Origin of the sequence: Proteiniclasticum aestuarii, from assembly GCF_017368455.1 — a bacterium.
Classification (GTDB): domain Bacteria; phylum Bacillota; class Clostridia; order Clostridiales; family Clostridiaceae; genus Proteiniclasticum; species Proteiniclasticum aestuarii.
Map to the genome: position 1 here is coordinate 30447 of NZ_JAFNJU010000003.1, position 21056 is coordinate 51502.

Consider the following 21056-nt stretch of genomic DNA (forward strand, 5'->3'; position numbering starts at 1 on the left):
AGGATGAAGGAGAGTGATGATAAGATGAAAATTGTGGTGGCAGTGGATTCCTTCAAAGGAAGCCTGACTTCTCTGGAAGCCGGGGAAGCCATAAAAGAAGGAATCCTCAAAGCGGGAGCTCATGAAGTCATCGTCAAGCCTCTGGCAGACGGAGGAGAAGGAACCACGGAAGCATTCGTGACGGGATATGGAGGAGAGTTCATCAGGATTCCTGTCCAGGGTCCTTTAGGGAAAGAAGTGCATGCTGCATACGGGTACCTCAGGAAGGAGAAGATGGCCATCATGGAGATGGCATCCTCCTCGGGCATCACCCTGATCAGAGAAGAGGAAAAGAATCCGATGAAGACCAGTACATTCGGTTTTGGAGAAATGATCATCGATGCCTTGGAAAAAGGATGCAGAAGGTTTCTTCTGGGCATCGGCGGAAGCGCCACCAATGACGGTGGCATCGGGATGCTCACGGCTCTTGGATTCGCCTTTCTGGACCAGGACGGAGAACGGGTTTCTCCCGATGGAGAAGGTCTTGCGAGAATCAGAAGCGTAAGCACGGAACATGTCCATCCACTGCTTTCAAAGGCATCCTTCCAGGTGGCCTGTGATGTGAACAATCCACTCCTGGGACCCAATGGAGCGACATCCATATACGGACCTCAGAAAGGTGTCACAGAGCACACGAAGCCTCTTCTGGAAGAGGGGATGAGAAACTATGCGGATGTGACAGCACAAACCATCGGCAAGGACTTCAGGAATCATCCGGGGGCAGGAGCTGCCGGAGGGCTCGGATTCGCGCTTCTTGGCTATCTTCAAGCGGAACTCAAGGAAGGCATCACCCTGGTCCTGGAAGCCATAGGCCTTAATGAAGACCTTCAGGATGCAGATCTTGTCTTCACAGGTGAAGGCAGAATCGATGCCCAGAGCGCCATGGGAAAAGCGCCTGGTGGGGTAGCGCAGCTTGCGGGAAAATACGGAGTCAAGGTCATCGCCTTGGGAGGAAGCGTATCCCGGGATGTGGATACCTTAAACAGTATGGGCATCCATGCCTGCTTCTCCATCCTCAATGAAATCGTTTCCCTGGAGGAGGCGATGGATAAGGAAGTGGCAAGGAAGAACCTGATCCAGACAGCGCAGCAGATCATGAGACTATTGGATCAATAAATCAGAAGTTCGGGGGAAAACAGATGTTAAAATCAAATACCAAAAAAATCATACCGTTACTTTTCATAGCCTTAGGTGCACTCTTTGCACTGGTTGGTTTCTTCCAGCTCGGATTCTGGGTCGATGGTCCAGGTCCAGGGTTCTTTCCATCCATCATGGCCATTGTCATGATCCTTGCAGGCATCGCATCTTTTGTTCTTTCCTTGAAAGAAGAAGGAGAGGCGAAATACTTCAAAGATGAATTCATGGTGATTCTTGGAGGGGTCGGACTTTTCGCAGGAACCTTCATCATCGGACTTGTTCCGACAATCATTGTGTATCTACTCATCTGGCTGAGAGTGTTTGAGAAAATCAGCTGGAAAATGACAGCCGTCATCATGGGCATCGCACTTTTCATTACCATCGGCGTATTCGGCATGTGGCTCGGGATTCAGTTTCCTCTGGGACTGCTGGAATATGTCGTAGGATAGGGGGGAAAATAAGTGGAAAATATCGAATTACTTCTTAATGGATTTCTTGTGGCACTTTCCCCTTTGAACATCGGTGCAGCACTTCTGGGTGCAGTACTGGGACTCATTGTCGGAGCCATGCCTGGAATCGGATCTCTTGCCGGGGTGGCACTGCTTCTGCCTCTGACCTATAAGTTCAATCCGACGACAGCCATCATCATGTTGGGTGCACTGTACTATTCCAATATGTACGGAGGAAGCTTCAGTGCCATCCTTCTGAATATACCCGGAGATTCTCCGGCAGTCATGACGGCTCTTGACGGATATCCCATGGCCAAGAAAAAGAAGCGGCCGGGACAGGCCCTCTTCACAGCCAACATGGCCTCCTTCATCGGAGGAACCATCGGCATGATCATCCTGACCTTCGCGGGTCCTGCCCTTGCGGATCTCGGTCTGAAATTCGGACCATCTGAGATGACGGCCATTCTACTCATCGCCATGACCTCCATCAGCTGGCTGGTGGGAGAGAACCCCATAAAGGGAATTCTCATCACCATGCTGGGGATCCTCATTGCCAGCATCGGTATGGATACCCTTTCCGGAGCACCGAGATATGACTTCAACAATATGTATCTCCTCGGTGGAATACCATTTACACCATTTGTCATCGGTACCGTCGGATTCTCCCAGGTCATCAGTCTGGTCAATGAAAGACATAAGATGCCGGACAAGAATCTGGATACCAAGCTTTCCATAAAAGGAAGCTGGCTCACGAAGCATGATTTCAGAAGACTACTGCCGCCTGCACTGCGCTCCGGCTTTTTAGGAACCTTTGTGGGGGTCCTGCCGGGAGCGGGTGCTACCACCGGATCCTTCATGGGCTATGCCATGCAGAAGAAGTTCAAGAACGAAGAACCTCTAGGAACAGGTGCCATAGAAGGCATCGCGGCCTGCGAAGCGGCGAACAACGCAGCGGCGGCTGGAGCCTTTGCGCCACTGCTGGCACTGGGCATACCTGGTTCCGGTACTGGAGCAGTTCTACTTGGCGGCCTCATGATGTGGGGATTAAGTCCAGGACCACTGCTGTTTCAGAATGAACCGGAATTCGCATGGGGACTGATCTCATCGCTCTTCCTGTCGAACTTCATCACACTGGGTATTGCAATTCTCATCATTCCGTTTCTGACGAAGATCATCGCCGTACCGACCAAATACATGATTCCCATCATCACAGTTGTGTGTGTTGTGGGATCCTACAGTACCACTTATTCCATGTATGGTGTCTTCGTCATGCTGGTCTCAGGAATATTCAGTTACTTCCTGCAGAAGAACAGTTACCCTGTAGCACCGATGCTTCTGTCCTTTGTCCTTGCACCGCTGCTGGAATCGAATATGAGAAAAGCGTTCATCATCTCAGGAGGAAGCCTGAATATCTTCTTCACACGACCCATTACGCTCTTCCTGATGATCATATTCCTTTCACTGATCATCGTACCCATCGTGAGAAGCATCTTCAAAAAGTCTGAAGCGCACAAGGGAAAAGAGGATCAGACAGATAAAAAAGATATAATTTAACATTATATAAATCAAAATTTTAGGGGGAAAACAATGAAAAAGAAACTAATCGCATTACTTACTGGGGCACTTGTATTATCTACTGTACTTGCTGGGTGTGGAGCAAAAGAGGATGCAGGCACATACTCACCTGCATCAAATGTGACATGGATTGTTACAAGCAGCCCAGGTGGCGGAAGTGACATCTTTACAAGAATGATCAGTGACATCATGACAACGGAGAAAATCACGGAGTCCACATTCGTTGTAACCAACAAGACAGATGGTGGTGGAGAAATCGGTCGTAATGAAGTTGCGAACCTGAAGGGCGATAAAGCCAATAATACTCTGCTTACCTTCAACAGTGGTGACCTGATGCCAATGGTTCAGAACACCAAGAACCGTGCAGAAAACTTCAAGATCATAGGCATCATGGCTGTGGACAAACAGCTGATCTTCAAAGGCGAACATACTAAGTATGAGACTTTTGCTGATGCAATCGAGGCTGCAAAGAATGGAGAAAGCGTTGTAATCGGCGGTTCCAAGGGAGACGACATCGCAACCTATGAAGCCATGGTGGAAGAAATCGGCGTATCACAGGACAACATGAAGTTCATCACCCATGATTCCACAGGTGATGCCATCACAGCAGCTCTTGGTGGACACGTGGAGTTCGTACTGTCAAAGCCTGCAGCCGCAACACAGTATGTGGAAGCCGGATCTCTGATTCCAGTACTGGCTCTTGCCAATGAAAGATACACAGGCAACCTGGAATCCGCACCTACACTCAGCGAAATCGGCGACTATGAGAATGTCGAGATTCCTGTATGGCGTGGCGTGGCAGCACCTGCTGAAATGAGTGATGCTGCAGTCGCTTACTGGACTGAAGCTCTTGAAAAGGTATCCGGAACTGACATGTGGGCAAACGACTACATCGACAAGAACAAACTTGTACCGGATTTCAAGAACAGCGCTGATGCGACAACTTATGTAATGCAGTATCAGAAAGACTTTATGGCTGCCAACGGCATCAAGTAAATTTAAGAAGATCAGAGAATGAGATAGGTGAATGAAGATTTACCTATCTTTACTCTGAAACAGCGGATGACAAAAGAATGGAGGAAGATCATGAAGAAGAAACCAATCATAGGACTTATAGTAGGAGATGCTGCAGGAGTGGGGCCGGAAATCATCGCGAAACTCGCAGCGAGAGATTTCTACAGTGAATACTGCAGACCGGTTGTGCTAGGTGATGCCAGAGTGCTGAAAAAAGGTGCTGAAGCATCTGATGTCGAAGTGGAGATGGAGATCATAGAGCGCATCGAGGAAGCCACATGGGAAAAGGGCATTCCGGTTCTGGATCAGAAAAATCTCGATCCAGCAGCAGTGAACTACGGAGAGCTCAGCAAAGAAAGCGGAAAGGCGGTTCTGGATCTTCTGAAGCTGGCTGCAGACCTGTATAAGGAAGATAGAATTCACGGATTCTGTTTTGCACCCCTGAATAAAGCTGCCATGATTGCTGCAGGCTGTGAATATGAGAGTGAACATCATTATCTTGCCCATCTTTTTGAACATACCGCACCCTTCGGAGAAATCAACTACGTATCCAATCTGTATACCACTAGAACCACAAGTCACATCCCCATCAAGGATGTGAGTGCGCATCTTACGGAAAACACCATCACCAGAGCCATCACCCTGGCAAACACAACACTGAAGGCGGCTGGGATCGAAAATCCGAGACTGGGTGTTGCGGCGCTGAATCCTCATGGAGGAGAGCATGGCAAGTGTGGAAGAGAAGAGATCGATGTGATCATGCCAACCATCGAGAAGGTGAAAGAAGCAGGCGTCAACGCCAGCGGTCCTTACCCTTCTGATATTCTCTTCATCAAAGCATTCAATGGAGATTTCGATGGTGTCGTGACCATGTATCATGACCAGGGTCAGATTGCTCTGAAACTGAAAGGCTTCGATCAGGGCATCACCATAGCGGGCGGTCTTCCAGCACCTATAGCCACCTGTGCCCACGGCACAGCCTTTGACATAGCCGGCAAAGGAATCGTGAAGACTTCCGCATTTGAAAATGCGGTGATCATGACGTCAAAGATGGCTGCAAACCTGATGAAATAAATCAGCACAGTGATATGAGGTGGAGCTTTTCCACTTCATTCATTTTCAAGTGCATTTCATGAGATTCGATGAATCGGAGCATATTAGGAAGAGAAAGCTAATAATGGAGGGAAATGAGGGTTCTGATGATGAAATCAATGAGAAGATATATGAAGGTGGGCATTATTCTGCACATGGCCTTCAACGGACTGGCAGGCGGAGAAGGTCCTATTCTGGAAAGTCTCAGGAAAGTGGTGAAGGATGATTACTTCGATGTGGTGGAGATCACCCACATCAAAGATCCGAAAGTAAGGCAGGAAGCAAAGGAAATGATCGCCTGCGGACATATGGAAGTGATCTACGGTGGACAGCCACTGCTGCTTCTGAACGGTCTGAATGTGAATCATCTGGATGAGAAAGAAAGAAGAAAAGCGGTGGATATTCTGAAGAAGGGCATCGATGAAGCCTATGAAATCGGAGCGAAAGGTTTTTCCTATCTGGCAGGTCAGTATGAAGAGGAAACCATGGAGGATTCCTTTCAGGCGCTTCTTGCATCCAGCAGGGAAATCCTGACTTATGCCAAGGAAAAAGGGGACATGCCCATTACACTGGAAGTGTTTGATTACGATATAGACAAGAAGTCTCTCATCGGACCTGCCGATCGGGCAAAGCGCCTGGCGGAGACGCTTACGAAGGAGTATGACAACTTCGGTCTTCTGATCGACCTCAGTCATATACCGATGCTGCATGAAACGCTGGATGAAAACATCGATCCTATCAGAGAGTATGTGCTTCATGCCCATATGGGAAACACGGTCATCAGCGATGAAAATCTTCCTGGATATGGGGATACCCACCCAAGATTCGGATTTCCTGGGGGAGAGAATGATGTGGAGGAACTGGCAGAGTATCTCAGAAAACTGATGGAAATCGGATATCTTCATCCTGAGAACCGGAATATCGTCAGTTTTGAAGTGAAGCCCTTCGGGAAGGAAGACAGTGAGATGGTCATAGCCAACGCGAAGCGGACACTGAACAGTGCCTGGGAACTGATCGACTGAAAGGAGAAGAAGCGCATGAAGAGTATTGCATTGATCCACACAGTGAAAAGTGTGGCAAACAGCTTTGATGACAAAGTGAGGGCGGTTCTGGAGGAAGAGGTGAAAATCTATAATCTTCTGGATGATTATCTTGCCATTCATCCCAATGAGGTGGGTGAATTCACAGCCACAAACAAAACAAGGCTGTTTCATGATCTGAAGAATGCGGAGCTTACAGGAGCAGACCTCATTGTGGTCACCTGCTCTACACTGACCCCCATTGTGGAGCAGATCAGGCCCTTCCTCTCTGTGCCTGTCATCGCCATCGATGATGCCATGGGCAGAAAGGCTGTGACCACAGGAGAAAGAATCCTGATTCTTGCCACAGCGGAAAGCACCATCAGCCCGACGCTGGAGAAGCTGAAAAAGGAAGCGCGAAGCATCGGAAAGGATATCCGTTTTGAGACCAGAGTCCATGGAGAGGCGTTCAAGGCGCTGAAAGAGAATGACATGGAAAAGCATGATGCACTCCTTCTTTCTTTGGCGGAATCCATCACAGAGGTGGACTGTATCGTTCTCGCCCAGGCTTCCATGGCGCATCTGGAAAAAAAGATCGAAGAGATCACAGGGATCCGGGTGCTCTCCAGTCCGGATCTGTGCCTGGAGGAAATCAGATCCCATATTCTTGGATGATGTCCATCGGATAACCTGAACAGAACTGAATGAGAAAATAGACAAAAGAATAAATCGGCAGGAGGAAACCACTTGAAATACTTTTTAGACAGTGCAAAGCTCGACGAAATCAAATTCGCCTATCATACTTTCGGCATTGACGGTGTGACCACGAACCCGAAGCATGTCATGAACAGCGGAAAATCCTTTTACGCTTTTCTTCGTGACATATCCGATTGGGTGAAAGAGGAAGGACTGGATGGCAAGGAAGTTTTTCCGATCTCTGTGGAGATTGATCCGAATCTCACAGACCCCGGAAAAATGATTGAAATGGGTAAGGAAGTCTCAGCGCTCTGCAGTAACTTTGTGATCAAGATTCCCTGTACAGAAGAAGGCATTGAAGCCGCAAGGAAACTGGAGAAGATGAACATCAGGACGAATCTCACGCTGGTGTTCTCCACTGCCCAGGCGATCATTGCAGGGAAAAACCACTCCATGTATGTGTCCCCGTTCATAGGTTGGAAGGAATCCAACGGAGAAGACTGCAGAAAATACATCGAAGACATCTGTACCATCTATGAGCAGTACGGATTCAAAGGAAAAACGGAAATCATCTGTGCGGCCATAAGAACTCCCAAGCAGATGGTGGACTGTGCTCTGGCGGGGGCGGATATCGTGACGGCTGGAATAGAGGTCTACAAGGACAGTTTCCGCCACCCCTTCACAAACCAGGGACTGGGCATATTCTGTGATGCCTGGAACAACACCGTATGTGACTGATTGATATAAAAGATAAGAAAGCAGCCCTGTCAGGGACCAGTTTTACTGGTTCTGGCAGGGCTACTTTTATGATTGCAGGATTCAGCTGTAGAATTTGCATGGGCGGAGCGCTCTTCGCTTTGCTATTAGGTTAGATCTTCGCATCCAGTGCCTGAGGCGGACGTTCCTTCTGGTTATCTCTGGGCGCGAAATCAGGATGAGACCAGCTTTTCAGAAAATCCATCTCCTCCTTGGACAGTGAAAAATCATACACATGCAGATTCTCTGACATGCGATAGGGATGAATGGTCTTTGTCAGAGGAAGTGCGCCCAGCTCAAGGATGAAGCGCAGGAGAATCTGAGCAGGGGATTTGTCATGACGGGCCATGATGCTGCGGAAGGTTTCCTCTCTCGTCAAAGCGGAAAGGGGTGCCAGAGGGGAATAGGCTTCCAGAAGAATGCCATGTTTTCTGCAGTACTCCATATCTTCCGTGAGCAGAACCCCTGGATGGATGAGGATCTGATTGACCATGGGAGGGATTTTCGCGTTCTCCACCAGATTCTCCAGATGATTCACGGAGAAATTGCTGACACCGATGGCTTTCAGCTTTCCTTCCTCATAAAGCTCCTCGAAAGCTTTCCAGGTCTCCAGGTTATCTCTCTGCCAGTCCTCCTGATGTCCGGCGACTACAGGCCAGTGGATCAGGTACAGGTCCAGGTAATCCGTATGAAGGTCTGCAAGGGTCGCCTCCACCTCTTTCCTGACGTTCTCGTAACCATGGGCGCTGTTGCGAAGTTTGCTTGTGAGGAAGATGTCTTCTCTGGAAACCCCACTCTCCAGAATACCCTGTCCAACCAGTTTTTCATTGGCATAGACTCTTGCGCAGTCGATGTGTTTGAAGCCCAGTTCCAGGGCGAATTTCACTCCATTCACGCATTCTTCGGGCTTCACATTCTTCCATGTGCCGTAACCGATGCTGGGGATCTGCACGCCGTTGGCTAATGTATAGTTATCCATAAAAATCTCCTTTTATTCATATTATAACATTCAATTCAGGGAGCAAGAAGTGGTTTGCATATAATAATTATAGTTATATTAAGATTAAATCCTATGTACATCACTAAATGTGGAAGCCAACCCTGATCTCACGGAAGTGGACAAAATGAAATGAAGGACAGGATTTCAGATAAGAGAGGAAAAAGGGGCCAGGCGATGCATGCTCTGGCCCTTTTCTGAAAAGCACTACATGGAGAAATTGCGGATTTCATTTGCAACTGAATGGTTCTTAGCATATAATAAGTAGAAACATTGCGTCCCATTGGATTGGAAAAGTGAAGGTTGTTCTCACGTGAGGTGAGATATTTTTTTGCGGAAAATACGGACTGCGAAAAAAGAGAAGAAGAGAATCACAACCGTGGAAAACAAGGAGAAGAAATGAGCAGAAAATTTACAAGTCTCAATATAGACAGCGAAATCCTCAAGGCCATTGAGAGTCTGGGTTTCAAGGAACTGACAGAAATACAGGAGAAAGTGGGTCCTGTGGCCCTGGCCGGAGAAAATATCCTGGGCTCTTCCTCCACCGGAAGCGGAAAGACCATCGCCTTTCTCATGCCCATTCTGGAGAGAACCTCCTGGGAGGAAAGTAATGCCAATACACTGATTCTGGCACCTTCCAGAGAACTGGCCCTGCAGATCAAAAACGAGTACGATACGCTGGGAAGATACAAGAAGCTTTCCTGTGTAGCCGTATTCGGAAAGCAGCCGTTCCAGGAGCAGATCTCCGCCATGAAAAGCAGACATCAGGCCATCAGTGGAACCCCGGGAAGGGTTCTGGATCATATCAAGAGAGGGACCATTGATGTGTCCTCCATTAAGCACCTCATCATTGACGAAGTGGATGAGCTTCTGGATCGAGGGTTCACCGATGAAGTCATGGAGATCGTGCGGCATCTGAAGAATGTGAAGCAGACCATGATGTTCTCCGCCACCATCACAGAGAGCGTGAGAGAACTGGCCTCAGAGATCACATCGGATTTCAGGATCATCGAGGCAGCCAGGGATGAAGAGCTCAACATCGAAGCCCTTCATTATGAGCTGGATGTGAAGGACAAGTGGAAAGCACTTCTTTCCGTTATTTACGGAAGAAAGCCCCAGGGCATGATCATCTTCGTCAATACGAAGGATGAATGCGACAGACTTCAGAAGAGACTGGAAGGGGCCAATATCGATGCACTGAAGATCCATGGCGGAATGATGCAGGAAGACAGGCTGAAGGCCATGGAAAGATTCAAAAACAAGGAGATTCCCTATATGGTGGCCACGGATGTGGCTTCCAGAGGAATAGATGTATCGGATCTGGATATTTCCTTAAGCTATGATTTTCCGGTGGAAAAGGAAAGCTATGTCCATCGCAAGGGCAGAACAGGCAGAAACTTCAAAAAAGGTCTGGCCATCTACTTCATCACGGAGTACGATCTGAGAAAGGTGTCCGAAGTGGAGCAGTATATCGGATCCTCCCTGGGGGAGATCAGTCATATGGACTATGAGACCTACAGAAACGGGAAAGACGGATTCAGAGAGTTCCAGAAGAACCTCAGAAGAAACAGACCCAGAAAGAAGGTCACCCATACGGACATCACCAAGCTCTATATCAATGGCGGAAAGAAAAAGAAAATCAGACCGCTTGATATCGTGGGCACGCTGAATGCCATCGAAGGTATCGAGCCGGATGACATCGGGATCATCAAAGTGCTGGAGCAGGGTTCCTACATCGACATCATGAACGGAAAAGGAGAAATCGCCAGGAAGGGCCTCTCGGAAAGAAAGATCAAAGGGAAGAGTCTCAGAGTGGAAAAAGCCAGAAAAGAATAAGTATGAGGTGTATGGTTTTTCCATACACCTTTATTATATGTTATCCATCCAGAAAACATCTCCAATAGTTTAACATATTGTTTGCTTTACGTTATTAAAGGAAACACGGAAGTATGGTATACTAAGTATAAGAATTTTTAGAATATTATAATACCTGGGGTGAAAAGGATGGAAGTCAAAGATAACGAAAGAAGAGAATTGTTAGAGGAAAAAAGGAAAATCGATATTGCTTCATTACGGCGTCTGCTCAAGAATCATAATGAGTTTTTCAATTTCGTCAATCTCCATGACGGATGGTATCGTTGGGTTACCGGGAAATATTCCGTCACCAGCATAGACAGTATGGGTGAGACACTCATCCGCTATCTGTGTGAGTTCTGCAACGCCTATGACCTGCTCAGTCAGGGTTATATGAGTGCAGATCGCGTCCTGGTGCTGGATTACAAGGGGGTTCACGTTCTCTTTCGAAAACTGGATGGAAAAGAGGAATTTTCCGCTGTTTCCATGATTGATGAAAAGCATAACTTCAAGGTGGTCAGCTGGGAGAAGCTCTACAAGTTTATGGAAAACGAGCTGAAAATACTGCTGGCGGAAGAAAACAGCCTGCCTGAGAATGAACCTACTAAAGACAAGAACTATATCAGAGAATAAAAAGTTCAATAAAAATCCTGGAAGAGCAGATCCGCTTTTCCAGGATTTTCAATTTGCCATAGTTCAGATTCTTCTAGGGGAGGATTTCATCGACTCCGATGAACCGGCCTTCCGACATATGGTAAAGCCCCTGATCGGTGATTTTCAGCTCGGGGATCACCGGCAAGGTCAGAAAGGAGAGGGTAAGGAAGGGATTGAACCGGATATCCTGAAAAATCAGTCTGGATGCAGCATGGAGTTTTTTCAGATCTGCACTGATTGCTTCCAGAGGCGCACTGGACATGAGCCCTGCGATTTCAAGCTTCAGCTCAGCCAGGATTTTTCCGTCCTCCGCGATGACGATGCCACCGCCGATTTCCTCGATTCTCTTCACAGCCAGAATCAGATCTTCGTCGTTCATTCCCAGCGCCACCAGGTTATGGGAGTCATGGGCGATGGTCGTTGCCACAGCGCCCTTCTGCATATGGAAGCCCTTGACGATGCCCTTTCCGAAGCTGCCGTTTCTGCCATGTCTTTCCATGACAAAGAGCTTTGCCAGATCTTCTGAAGCATCTGGTCTGAAATTCCGGTTTTTTTCATAGTTCATGGTCAGATGACTGGTCAGAAGACTGTTGGGCTGAATCTCGATGAGATTCAGCATGCCGGTGGCGGTTCGGATGGCAAGATGCTCTTCTGTGAAATCAGGAAGCTTTATGGTGTTTTCCGGTTCCAGAACATCGCTGTCCGGATAGTCATACACCAGGGTCTCCTTGTCCCAGATAAGATTCCCGTTTTTGTAGACTGAGCGGATGGTGAAGGCTTCCAGATTGTCCAGAATCACAAGATCGGCCTCATAGCCAGGGGCCACAGCACCTTTTCGGCTGAGTCCGTAACATTCAGCAGGATTCAGCGTGGCCATTCTGACAGCATCGACGGGGTCCAGCTGATTTTCCATGGCTTTTCTCACCATAGCGTCTATACTGCCGTGATCATAAAGATCATCCACATAGATGTCATCTGTACAGAAGGTGAATCTTCTGTGATTGTTCTTGTTCACCAGAGGGATTAGGGCGTCGAAATTCTTGGCCACGGAACCTTCCCGGATGTGGATGTAGAAGCCTTTCTTCAGTCTGTCGCTGGCTTCTTCCAGGGTGGTGCATTCATGGTCCGTTCTGATTCCTGCGGTGCGGTAGATATTGTTGTCCATGAAAGACAGGCCGGAGCCATGTCCATCGATGGTTTTTCGATGATTCTGTGCATCCAGCAGTTTCTCCATCATATCATCGGAGGTTTCTCTCACAGAGGGCAGATCCATGACCTCAGCAAGGCCGGATACCCGGGCATGATCATAAAATGGAGCAAGATCTCTAGAGGAAAGCACTGCACCGGATGTCTCATGTCTTGTGGCGGGCACACAGGAGGGCAGCATCATCTGAAAATCCACCGGAAGATTTTCCGAGGCGTTCAGCATATAGGTGAGTCCTTCCGTGCCCAGAACATTCCCGATTTCATGGGGGTCCATGATGACAGTGGTGATGCCATGCTTTGTGGCTGCCTTTGAAAATTCCTTTGGTGTGGCCAGGGTGGATTCTATATGGATATGGGCGTCGATGAGACCAGGAACGATATAGGCGCCCTGAAGATCCACTTCTACGGTTCCAGCATAGGCAGGACCCAGTCCCACGATCATGCCGTCTTTCACTGCAACGGATTCACTGAGAATTTCTCCGCTGAACACATCCAGAACTCTGCCGTTTTTCAGGATCAGATCACAGGGGGTTTTTCCGCTGGCCCCATCAATCAGGGATCGGAGCTTTTCTTTATTCAAACAATTCATCTCCTCTTTGATATTTATTAGTACTATAGTGTAATAATATTAACGTGTCAATGAACGACAGTGAAGATTGTGCAAATTTTATGGAATCCCTGTCTCATTATGAAAGTCAGCTGACTTGTCCGTCCTAAAGTAGGGTGCAGTTTCCTGCAAGAGGACTGGAAAAATGATCCTGGAAAAGAAAATGAACTGGCTGATACAGCCAGTTCAGATCTATAGGAGTGTTTGAAGCTTGCGATTGCTACTGGTTCAGTTCCTTGTACTTCCTGAACCATTCATCCATTTCAGTGAGTCTTCTCACACGATGCTTTGGTTTTCCTGAACGGGAGAGTTCATGGTTTTCTCCTCTGAACATGCAGAGTCTGGAATCCACGCCATGGAACTTCAGGGCGGTGAACATCTGGAGCCCTTCTGTGATCCAGCATCTGTAATCCTCTTCCGAGTGGATGAACAGCGTAGGTGTCTTGACTTTGTCTGCATACTTCAGTGGAGACTGATCCCACATTTTCTCGTTGTTCTCCCATGGAGTTGCAGCGGTCTGATCATCGGCAAAATAGTAGCCGATGTCCGTGGTGTTGAACATGGAGATCCAGTTGGAGATGCTTCTCTGGGAAGCGGCTGCCTTAAACCGGTCTGTATGACCGATGATCCAGTTGGTCATGAAGCCGCCATAGGAACCGCCTGTGACGAAGAGAAGATCTTCGTCTATGTCCTTGTAGGTCTTCAGTGCCAGATCCGTGAAGTTCATGAGATCTTCGTAGTCGATGTCTCCGTACTTTCCTCTGATGTCCGAGAAATCATTTCCTTTTCCATCGCTTCCTCTTGGGTTGCAGAAGATCACAAAGTAACCGCTGCTGGCGAAGTACTGCAGTTCATGATAGAACACGCTTCCATAGACTGTCTTCGGGCCACCATGGATTTCAAGAAGTGCAGGATATTTCTTTCCTTCCTCGTAATCCGCGGGTTTCAGCACAAACCCGTCGATGGTTCTGCCGTCTTCCAGGGTATAGGAGAGGGGCTCAGGAATGGAAAGTTTCAGTTCGTCTCGGATCCAGTCGTTGAAGCCTGTGAGCTGGACAGACTTTCCGTTTTCCACTTTATGGATTTCCTGAAGAGACGTATTCTTCATACCGATGAAGAGAATGTTTCCGTCTTTGACACTGATGGAATCTACGGAACCTTCTTCCGTCATCACTTCTTTGATTTCCCCATCAGCGCCGATTTTCATGATATGGGAATCGGTGCCCTGGGTTGTGGTGAAGTAGAGCTCTTCCTGATCGATGACTCTTGATTTTCCGCCACCGTATCTGGAATCGCTTCCTACGGAACTGTACAGGGAGATATCCAGGTCTTCTGTAATGAGCTTCAGTTCTCCATTTTCAAGATTGTAGGTGTAGAACTTGCTGTTTTCATTGATTCCGAGGGTTTTCATGTCGGAAGCGGTGAGGATCAGCATGTTCTCAGACAGGAACTCCGCATAGGACATGGATAGCCCTTTGGTCTCCAGCTTGATCACTGCAGCACCGTCAAAAATAGACAGTTCGTTGTAGAGCTCCTCCTTGTCCATGAAGGTGCTGGAGAGGATCACTGCCTGGTCCTTCTTCTCATTGAGCTTGATGCTTTCGATGTTTGTGTATTCACCGGTGAGATACTTGATGAATTGTCCTTTCTCATCGAAAAGAGACAGGCGGTTTCTTTTCCTGGAGGTGAATCCGTTGCCGTTGGACCAGTAGGGAATCTCATCCAGAACTTCATAGTCCTTCTCTTCCTTCAGTCTTTTCAGCTCATCGCTGAGCTCTTTTTCATCCAGAGTGAGCTGGTCTTTGCTGTTGTTGTCATAATAGGCGGAAGCAAGAAGCAGGCCGTTATAAAGGACTTCATAGGCACTGACTTTCTTGTTGAAGCGAATGTACTTGTCCGCTTCTCCACCATGAATGTTGATTTTATAAACCTGAGTGAATTCTTTCAGTGATTCGCTTTCCTCTTTGTCCTTATCCTCTCGAATGGTTGTGAACAGAATATTTTCCGCATCAAGCCATTTGAAGCTGGATTCCTTGTTGAACGCCGTCAGCTTTCTGGTCTCGCCACTTTTCACATCCAGAAGATGCAGATTGGACAGATACTTGTTGCCCTCCATGTCCACTTCGTGGAGCACAAAGGCGGCATGATTTCCATCCGGTGCGTGTTCGATGCCGGACAGGAACTTGTAATTCTTGAAATCGTCAATGGCAATATTTCTCATGTGGGACCTCCGTAAAGATATTGATAGAATTAATATACCGTAAAATTGACTGACAGTTTTGAATTATAGCCAATTTCTGTATGACAATAAGGTATTCTGTATTATTTCGGACAAAAAAACTCCGCTGGGGGAACAGCGGAGTTTCAGGCCAGTTGAAATATATATTAATTTGGGGTTTTCACAAACTGATTATTTTGCTTCCTTGTATAACTTTGCAACTTCGTCCCAGTTCACCACGTTGAACCAGTTTTCAATGTATTCAGGTCTTCTGTTCTGATACTTCAGATAGTATGCATGTTCCCATACATCGAGCCCTAAGATGGGTTCGTATCCTTCTGATACCGGATTGTCCTGGTTCGGTGTGGACATTACATCAAGCTTACCGTCCTTCACTACGAGCCATGCCCAGCCGGATCCGAATCTTGTTGCTGCGGCATCGGAGAAAACAGTCTTGAATTCTTCGAAGCTTCCGAACTTCTCATTGATGGCATCCAGCAGGTCGCCTTCTGGTTTCTGTCCTTCGGCTTTCTTCATGACGGTCCAGAACAGGGAGTGATTCATGTGTCCTCCACCATTGTTTCTGACAGCGGTCCTGATGTCTTCAGGAACTGCCTTCAGATCTGAAAGCAGATCCTTCAAGCTCTTTTCCTGGAGTTCAGGATACTTTTCCAGAGCACCGTTCAGCTTGGTCACATATCCGTTGTGATGCTTGGAATAATGAATCTCCATGGTCTGTGCGTCCACGTAGGGTTCTAATGCGTTATAATCATAAGGTAGTTTTGGTAATTCATGTTTCATTATTTAATTCCTCCAAATTCTGTTTTTTTCAAATCATTTTTCGCTTCTGTCATTCAGAAGGTTCAATGAACTTATGTGTCTACTATAACGCAATTGATAGTCAAATTCAATAGCATACAATTAAATTTACTGGCCATATGTATTTTGTTAATAGTACGTTTACAAAGTTCACTGGAATGATTTCTTTGGAGCATTGAATAGGAGAATTCTATAGGGAATATATTCTAAAGAAAGTGTAAAACAGGAAGCCCTGATCAGGAGCTTCCTGTTTTTGAACTATTATGAATCACGCATCTTACTGATTGTATCATCAATCTTTTTTTTACCCGTCAGATAGGTGTTTTTCAGTTTATTGAAGATTTCTCTGTTCTTCAGCGGCATGATGTCAGGAAAGGCATTGAAGAGTCTTTGATTCTGATACCGGCCCTTCTGAAACAGAAGTCTGACTTTTTCCGTATAAATAGCCGTATCTTCCAGCCTGTTCTGCAGCATCTGCTTCAGTTCTTCCAGTCTGATCTCACCTTCTTTCACGAGACGGTCGAATTCCTCCTTGACCATGGCAATCCGCTTATTAAGCAGGAGCAGATGTCTCACGGTGAAGACCAGGTCGGACAGAACAGCCAGAAAAATAATCAGAGACAGGTAGCTTAGCAGAATCATAGGCTGCTGATAGAGATAGGATTCAATGGCCGGATGGACAACGTTCACAACCAGAACGGAGAGGGATGCGAAGACAAGGGCTCCAGTGAGATAGACTCGTCCATGAACATTGAACGGTCTTCTCGAATAATCCCACCATCTGGCATGGAAGAATGTCTCCAGAAGTACCGAGGTGACATATTCCACCGTGGTGGTGAGAACCATGCTGGACAGGAAGAGGGGCAAGAGTCCTGTGTTCTTTCCGTAAAACACCTGAATTACGAGAATCGCTCCGAAACCGTAGACCGGACAGAGCGGGCCATTGAGAAACCCCCGATTGACCAGTTTCCTGCCGGTGATGGAACAAAGTGTCGATTCATAGACCCATCCAGCCACACTGTAAATTATGAAATAAAGAAACCAGTACATGAGACCCATGGTAATCCTCCATCTTCCTTGCTGCGTAAGCCATATATTACTATTATACAGAAAATGGATGAGTTTTTGACAGCTATCCCAGAATTACTTTTTTATCTGCAACTCTTTCAATGAGGTCCTCATCATGGGATACCACAATGACAGCCTGTTCCTTCTTGATCTTACGGATGATGTCGATGAGAAGGGTTTTATTTTCCCCATCCAGGCTGCTGGTAGGTTCATCGAAGCACAGCACCAGAGGATTCAGAAGAAGGGCTCTGATGATGGCGATTCTCTGCTTCTGACCACCGGATAGCTCCGAAGGATAGGCGGATTTCTTGTCTGACAGCCCAAACTCTCTGAGATAGGATTCTGCTTTCTTCACGGCTTCCTTCTCCTCATAGAGCTTATGGTATTTCACGGCGATGAGAAGATTGTCCATGACATTCAGGTGCTGAAACAGCGAGGAGGACTGAAAGACGAGCCCGATACGGATTCTGTTCTTTTCATCCACCTTTGTCTCATTAAGATAGAAGTGGCCTTCGTCCTGCTTCTCCAGCTGCACGATGCATTTCAGCAGGGTGGATTTCCCTACTCCGGAAGGACCCACTATGGCAAGCACTTCATTTTTCTCTACCTGAAAGTTCATGTTTTCAAGGACTTTCAGGTCTCCATAGGATTTGGATATGTTCTCTGCTTTAAACACTAGATGGTCACCTTCCTCATGTTTTTCTCGATTTTCTTCAGCACTTTTTCAATGATGATGCTCAGCGTGAAATAGATGAGCCCCACTATGATGAAAGGCGTAGCTGACACATAGAGGTTCGCCAGGGTTCTGGATACTTTGATCAGCTCACTGAGACCCAGGGCATAGATCAGCGCCGTATCTTTCAGGAGAACCAGTACTTCATTGGATAGAGAAGGAAAGCTGTTTCGCACGGAAAGCGGCAGAAGGATCCGGTAGAATGTGTAGGACTTCGAGAATCCCAGCACAAAGGCCACGTCCTTCTGATCCTGAGGGACACTTTGTATCCCTCCTCTCAGAATTTCAGCGATGTAGCCTGTATAGTTGAAAGTGAAACCGATGAGCGCTGCCGTCATCCGATCCAGGGTGATGCCGAAATAGGGCAGCCCGAAGAAGATGAAGATCAGCTGAAGCAGCAGAGGGGTTCCACGCACGATGGATATATAAAAGGAGATGAGGGGCCTCATGCGTCTGAACCCGTAAAGATAGGTTACCAGTACGCCAAGCAGGGATGAGGTCAGGAGCGTGATGATGAAATAGAACAGCGTCTGCCCAAGACCCTGCAGGAGCATGGGATAGCTTGACTGGAGCATATTAATCATTGATATACACCTTTTTTATTTCATCAAAGGTTCCGTCGCTTCTGATCTCTTCCAGAGTCTCGTTTACCTTCTCAAGAAGAGTGGTGTCGGATTTACGGAATCCGATGCCGTATTCTTCCTGACCGAAGTTATCCTCCAGAATGCGATATTCCTCGATGTTCTTGGATAGAAGCACATATCTTGCGAAAACCTCATCCAGCACGATGGCGTCACTTCTGCCGGCTTCCAGGTCCATGAAGAGGTCCAGGTTGGAATCGAAAGTAATGAGTTCCCCGTTCTTCAGGTTTTCCACAACCCCTTCTTCACCGGACACCGCATCGTAGGCGCTGGATTCCTTTTGCACGGAAACCACTTTACCCGTCAGGTCTTCCTTGGACATGATATCGGAGGAAGCCATGGTGATGATGATCTGTGTGTTATCCATGTACGGATCTGAAAAATTCACTTTCTCTTTTCTTGCATCGGTGATGGTATAGCCATTGAAGATCAGGTCGATGTTTCCGCTGTTTAATTCACTTTCCTTCAGTGACCAGTCGATGGGCTGGAATTTCGGTGTGATGCCGATTCTGTCAAAGATTTCCTTGGCCAGGTCCACGTCGAATCCCACCAGTTCTCCCTGCTGATTTCTGAAACCCATGGGTACAAAGGTATCATCAAGCCCTACGACGATCTCACCCTTTTCCATCAGAGCCTCAAAAGTGTCCTCATTTTTTTCTGCTGGGCTGCTGCAGCCTGCAAGTAGTACCAGTCCCATTAGTAGTGTGATGATCTTTTTCATTTTCTTTTCCTCCTTTTTTTATTTAACTGCATGAAATTCAAATAAAAAAGTCCTTAGTCTAAATAGACTAAGGACGATATCATTCGTGGTTCCACCTTATTTCATCAGCTCCTCACGGAAACTGACCTCTTCGAGTACAATCATACTCTAGTCTTGATAACGGATGACAAGGATTCCCGGTACTCACTACTCTTTTCATTTTGCAAGTACAGCTCAAAGATGTGTTCCCCCATGCTCCACTGTTTTTTCACACCAACCAAAAACTCTCTGGAAGTTTTGCATAAGATACTATTTCTTTTCAACGCAATTAAATTATTGAACCTATCTTACATCAGGAAAAAAATAAATGCAATGTTTTCCATGAATTTTGCGAAAAAATCATTGGCAAGGTTTACAAAATCGGTCTGTTTGCCGGATAGAGACAGATGTTTTATGAAATCGGAAAATTTCAGAATGTAAATGCCGGAAGAGGAGCTTTCGGTAAACCGTGAAATTTCTGTGAATATAGTAGACTGATATCATTGATGATGCTGGCGGAAATTCCTCATAACTAGTCATTGCAGTAGTTTCAGACGGTTTATTGGATCATTGCACTTTGTCGTTTTCGTATTCGAGCAATTGACAGAAATTTCTGTTGATGATAATGTTTACACAGAAATAATAAAATTCAAGGAGGGATATCATGGCTAAGATTTTACTTGTAGGTAGTGTAATGATGGATCTGATTCTTCGCTGCGAGAGAGCACCCAAACCCAGCGAGAGTGTACTGGGACACGGATATAGCAATGCTCCCGGCGGTAAGGGAAGCAATGCTGCAGTTGCGGCAAGAAGAGCGGGTGCAGAGGTTTCTGCCTATGCCACCATCGGAAAAGACCCCAATGGAGAGTATCTTCTGAACAAATGGACCGAGGCTGGAATCGATACGAAACACGTCATCGAGAAGGAAGGGGAAAACAGCGGATTTGTTGCCATCACATTGGAAGACAACGGCCAGAACCGCCTCATCATCTTCCCGGGTGCAAATATGAAGACACCACCAGATCAGCTGGATGAAGCATTCAAAGATCCATTTGATGCGGTTCTTCTTCAGTTTGAAATTCCTTTTGAAACAAACAAGAGAGCCATCGAGATTGCCAATGAAAAAGGCATCATCACCGTTCTTGATGCAGGTCCTGCCCAGAAGTACGATCTGGAAGGTCTGCCTCCTGTCACCATCCTGTCTCCAAATGAAACCGAAACAGAGGCCCTCGTAGGAATCTATCCGAAGGATCAGGACAGCGCAAGGGAAGCTGCCAAGAAGCTTCAGGAGAGAAACGGTGCCAAGTATGTGGTGCTGAAGATGGGAGAAAGAGGATCCTATCTCTATGGAGAGGGATATGACGAAATGGTTCCCCCATTCAAGATCAAAGCCGTTGATCCTACCGCAGCAGGAGACGCATTCACGGGCGTTCTTGCCAATGCCTTCGTGGACACCGGAGATCTTAGAGAAGCTGCCAGAATCGCCAATGCAGCTGGCGCACTCACATGTCTGAAACTGGGCGCTCAGCCATCCCTTCCAACCAAGGAGGAGATCGATGCATTTCTTGCAGAGCAGAAATAGGGTGTAATAGGAAGAAGCGGCTCACCGAAGAGGGTAACCATCCGGTGAGCTTTTTTTAGATATGAAAGCAGTTTCTCTGCACTTTAAAAACCATCTCGAAGAGAGATGGTTTTTAAGTGAGCGGAAAGTTTTGGAAGCAGAGCGCTTCATGTAAAGGGGAT

General features: G+C 47.0%; 19 protein-coding genes and 1 other annotated feature. Of the genes, 11 read left to right on the forward strand and 8 right to left on the reverse strand.

The features are described from left to right. The first annotated feature begins 3 nt into the window (after positions 1 to 3). The 8 genes from J3A84_RS04575 (at position 4) to J3A84_RS04610 (ending at position 7759) form a co-directional block, all read left to right on the forward strand. On the forward strand, positions 4 to 1155 hold the full coding sequence (locus tag J3A84_RS04575) for a glycerate kinase family protein (RefSeq protein ID WP_242694003.1): 1152 nt from the start codon (positions 4 to 6) through the stop codon (positions 1153 to 1155). Positions 1156 to 1178: 23 nt separating this feature from the next. Further along, positions 1179 to 1625: a tripartite tricarboxylate transporter TctB family protein gene (locus J3A84_RS04580; protein ID WP_207598834.1), complete on the forward strand. Its 447-nt coding sequence runs from the start codon at positions 1179 to 1181 to the stop codon at positions 1623 to 1625. Between the two features lie 12 nt (positions 1626 to 1637). Next, the gene (locus J3A84_RS04585; RefSeq protein WP_207598835.1) at positions 1638 to 3179 is read left to right on the forward strand and encodes a tripartite tricarboxylate transporter permease; all 1542 of its coding nucleotides are present in this window, start codon (positions 1638 to 1640) and stop codon (positions 3177 to 3179) included. Positions 3180 to 3212: 33 nt separating this feature from the next. Further along, the gene (locus J3A84_RS04590; protein ID WP_207598836.1) at positions 3213 to 4196 is read left to right on the forward strand and encodes a Bug family tripartite tricarboxylate transporter substrate binding protein; all 984 of its coding nucleotides are present in this window, start codon (positions 3213 to 3215) and stop codon (positions 4194 to 4196) included. Between the two features lie 90 nt (positions 4197 to 4286). Then, positions 4287 to 5288: a 4-hydroxythreonine-4-phosphate dehydrogenase PdxA gene (locus J3A84_RS04595; RefSeq protein ID WP_207598837.1), complete on the forward strand. Its 1002-nt coding sequence runs from the start codon at positions 4287 to 4289 to the stop codon at positions 5286 to 5288. Between the two features lie 125 nt (positions 5289 to 5413). Next, entirely contained in the window at positions 5414 to 6328 is a 915-nt protein-coding gene (locus tag J3A84_RS04600; protein WP_207598838.1) for a sugar phosphate isomerase/epimerase family protein, read from the forward strand. A gap of 15 nt (positions 6329 to 6343) precedes the next feature. After that, entirely contained in the window at positions 6344 to 7000 is a 657-nt protein-coding gene (locus J3A84_RS04605) for an aspartate/glutamate racemase family protein (RefSeq protein WP_207598839.1), read from the forward strand. A gap of 72 nt (positions 7001 to 7072) precedes the next feature. Then, a complete protein-coding gene (locus tag J3A84_RS04610) occupies positions 7073 to 7759 on the forward strand; it encodes a transaldolase family protein (protein ID WP_207598840.1) in 687 nt (228 codons plus the stop codon). 130 nt (positions 7760 to 7889) lie between these two features. Here J3A84_RS04610 and J3A84_RS04615 read toward each other — a convergent pair whose 3' ends face one another. Further along, positions 7890 to 8756, reverse strand: a complete 867-nt coding sequence (locus J3A84_RS04615; protein ID WP_207598841.1) for an aldo/keto reductase — start codon at positions 8754 to 8756, stop codon at positions 7890 to 7892. A gap of 417 nt (positions 8757 to 9173) precedes the next feature. Here J3A84_RS04615 and J3A84_RS04620 point away from each other — a divergent pair, with 417 nt between their 5' ends. Both J3A84_RS04620 and J3A84_RS04625 read left to right on the forward strand, forming a co-directional pair. Beyond that, on the forward strand, positions 9174 to 10610 hold the full coding sequence (locus J3A84_RS04620) for a DEAD/DEAH box helicase (protein WP_207598842.1): 1437 nt from the start codon (positions 9174 to 9176) through the stop codon (positions 10608 to 10610). A gap of 168 nt (positions 10611 to 10778) precedes the next feature. Then, positions 10779 to 11261, forward strand: a complete 483-nt coding sequence (locus J3A84_RS04625; RefSeq protein WP_207598843.1) for a hypothetical protein — start codon at positions 10779 to 10781, stop codon at positions 11259 to 11261. A gap of 73 nt (positions 11262 to 11334) precedes the next feature. Here the strand turns inward: J3A84_RS04625 and ade are convergent, their stop codons facing one another. The 7 genes from ade to J3A84_RS04660 all read right to left on the reverse strand — a co-directional run bounded on the left by ade (position 11335) and on the right by J3A84_RS04660 (position 19295). Further along, entirely contained in the window at positions 11335 to 13068 is a 1734-nt protein-coding gene (gene ade / locus J3A84_RS04630; protein WP_207598844.1) for an adenine deaminase, read from the reverse strand. 247 nt (positions 13069 to 13315) lie between these two features. Continuing rightward, positions 13316 to 15316: a S9 family peptidase gene (locus J3A84_RS04635; RefSeq protein ID WP_242694005.1), complete on the reverse strand. Its 2001-nt coding sequence runs from the start codon at positions 15314 to 15316 to the stop codon at positions 13316 to 13318. A 189-nt stretch (positions 15317 to 15505) separates the two neighbouring features. Then, on the reverse strand, positions 15506 to 16114 hold the full coding sequence (locus tag J3A84_RS04640) for a superoxide dismutase (protein WP_207598845.1): 609 nt from the start codon (positions 16112 to 16114) through the stop codon (positions 15506 to 15508). Positions 16115 to 16393: 279 nt separating this feature from the next. After that, complete coding sequence (locus tag J3A84_RS04645; RefSeq protein WP_207598846.1) at positions 16394 to 17191, reverse strand: putative ABC transporter permease; 798 nt, start codon at positions 17189 to 17191, stop codon at positions 16394 to 16396. Positions 17192 to 17264: 73 nt separating this feature from the next. Next, positions 17265 to 17876, reverse strand: a complete 612-nt coding sequence (locus tag J3A84_RS04650) for an ATP-binding cassette domain-containing protein (RefSeq protein ID WP_207598847.1) — start codon at positions 17874 to 17876, stop codon at positions 17265 to 17267. Then, entirely contained in the window at positions 17876 to 18517 is a 642-nt protein-coding gene (locus tag J3A84_RS04655) for an amino acid ABC transporter permease (RefSeq protein ID WP_207598848.1), read from the reverse strand. Before J3A84_RS04655 ends, J3A84_RS04650 begins: the two co-directional genes overlap by 1 nt. Continuing rightward, entirely contained in the window at positions 18510 to 19295 is a 786-nt protein-coding gene (locus J3A84_RS04660) for an amino acid ABC transporter substrate-binding protein (protein WP_207598849.1), read from the reverse strand. Before J3A84_RS04660 ends, J3A84_RS04655 begins: the two co-directional genes overlap by 8 nt. Before the next feature lie 66 nt (positions 19296 to 19361). Beyond that, positions 19362 to 19606, reverse strand: a binding site (T-box leader). Positions 19607 to 19977: 371 nt separating this feature from the next. Here J3A84_RS04660 and J3A84_RS04665 point away from each other — a divergent pair. Continuing rightward, positions 19978 to 20895: a ribokinase gene (locus J3A84_RS04665; protein WP_207598850.1), complete on the forward strand. Its 918-nt coding sequence runs from the start codon at positions 19978 to 19980 to the stop codon at positions 20893 to 20895. Positions 20896 to 21056 lie beyond the last annotated feature (161 nt).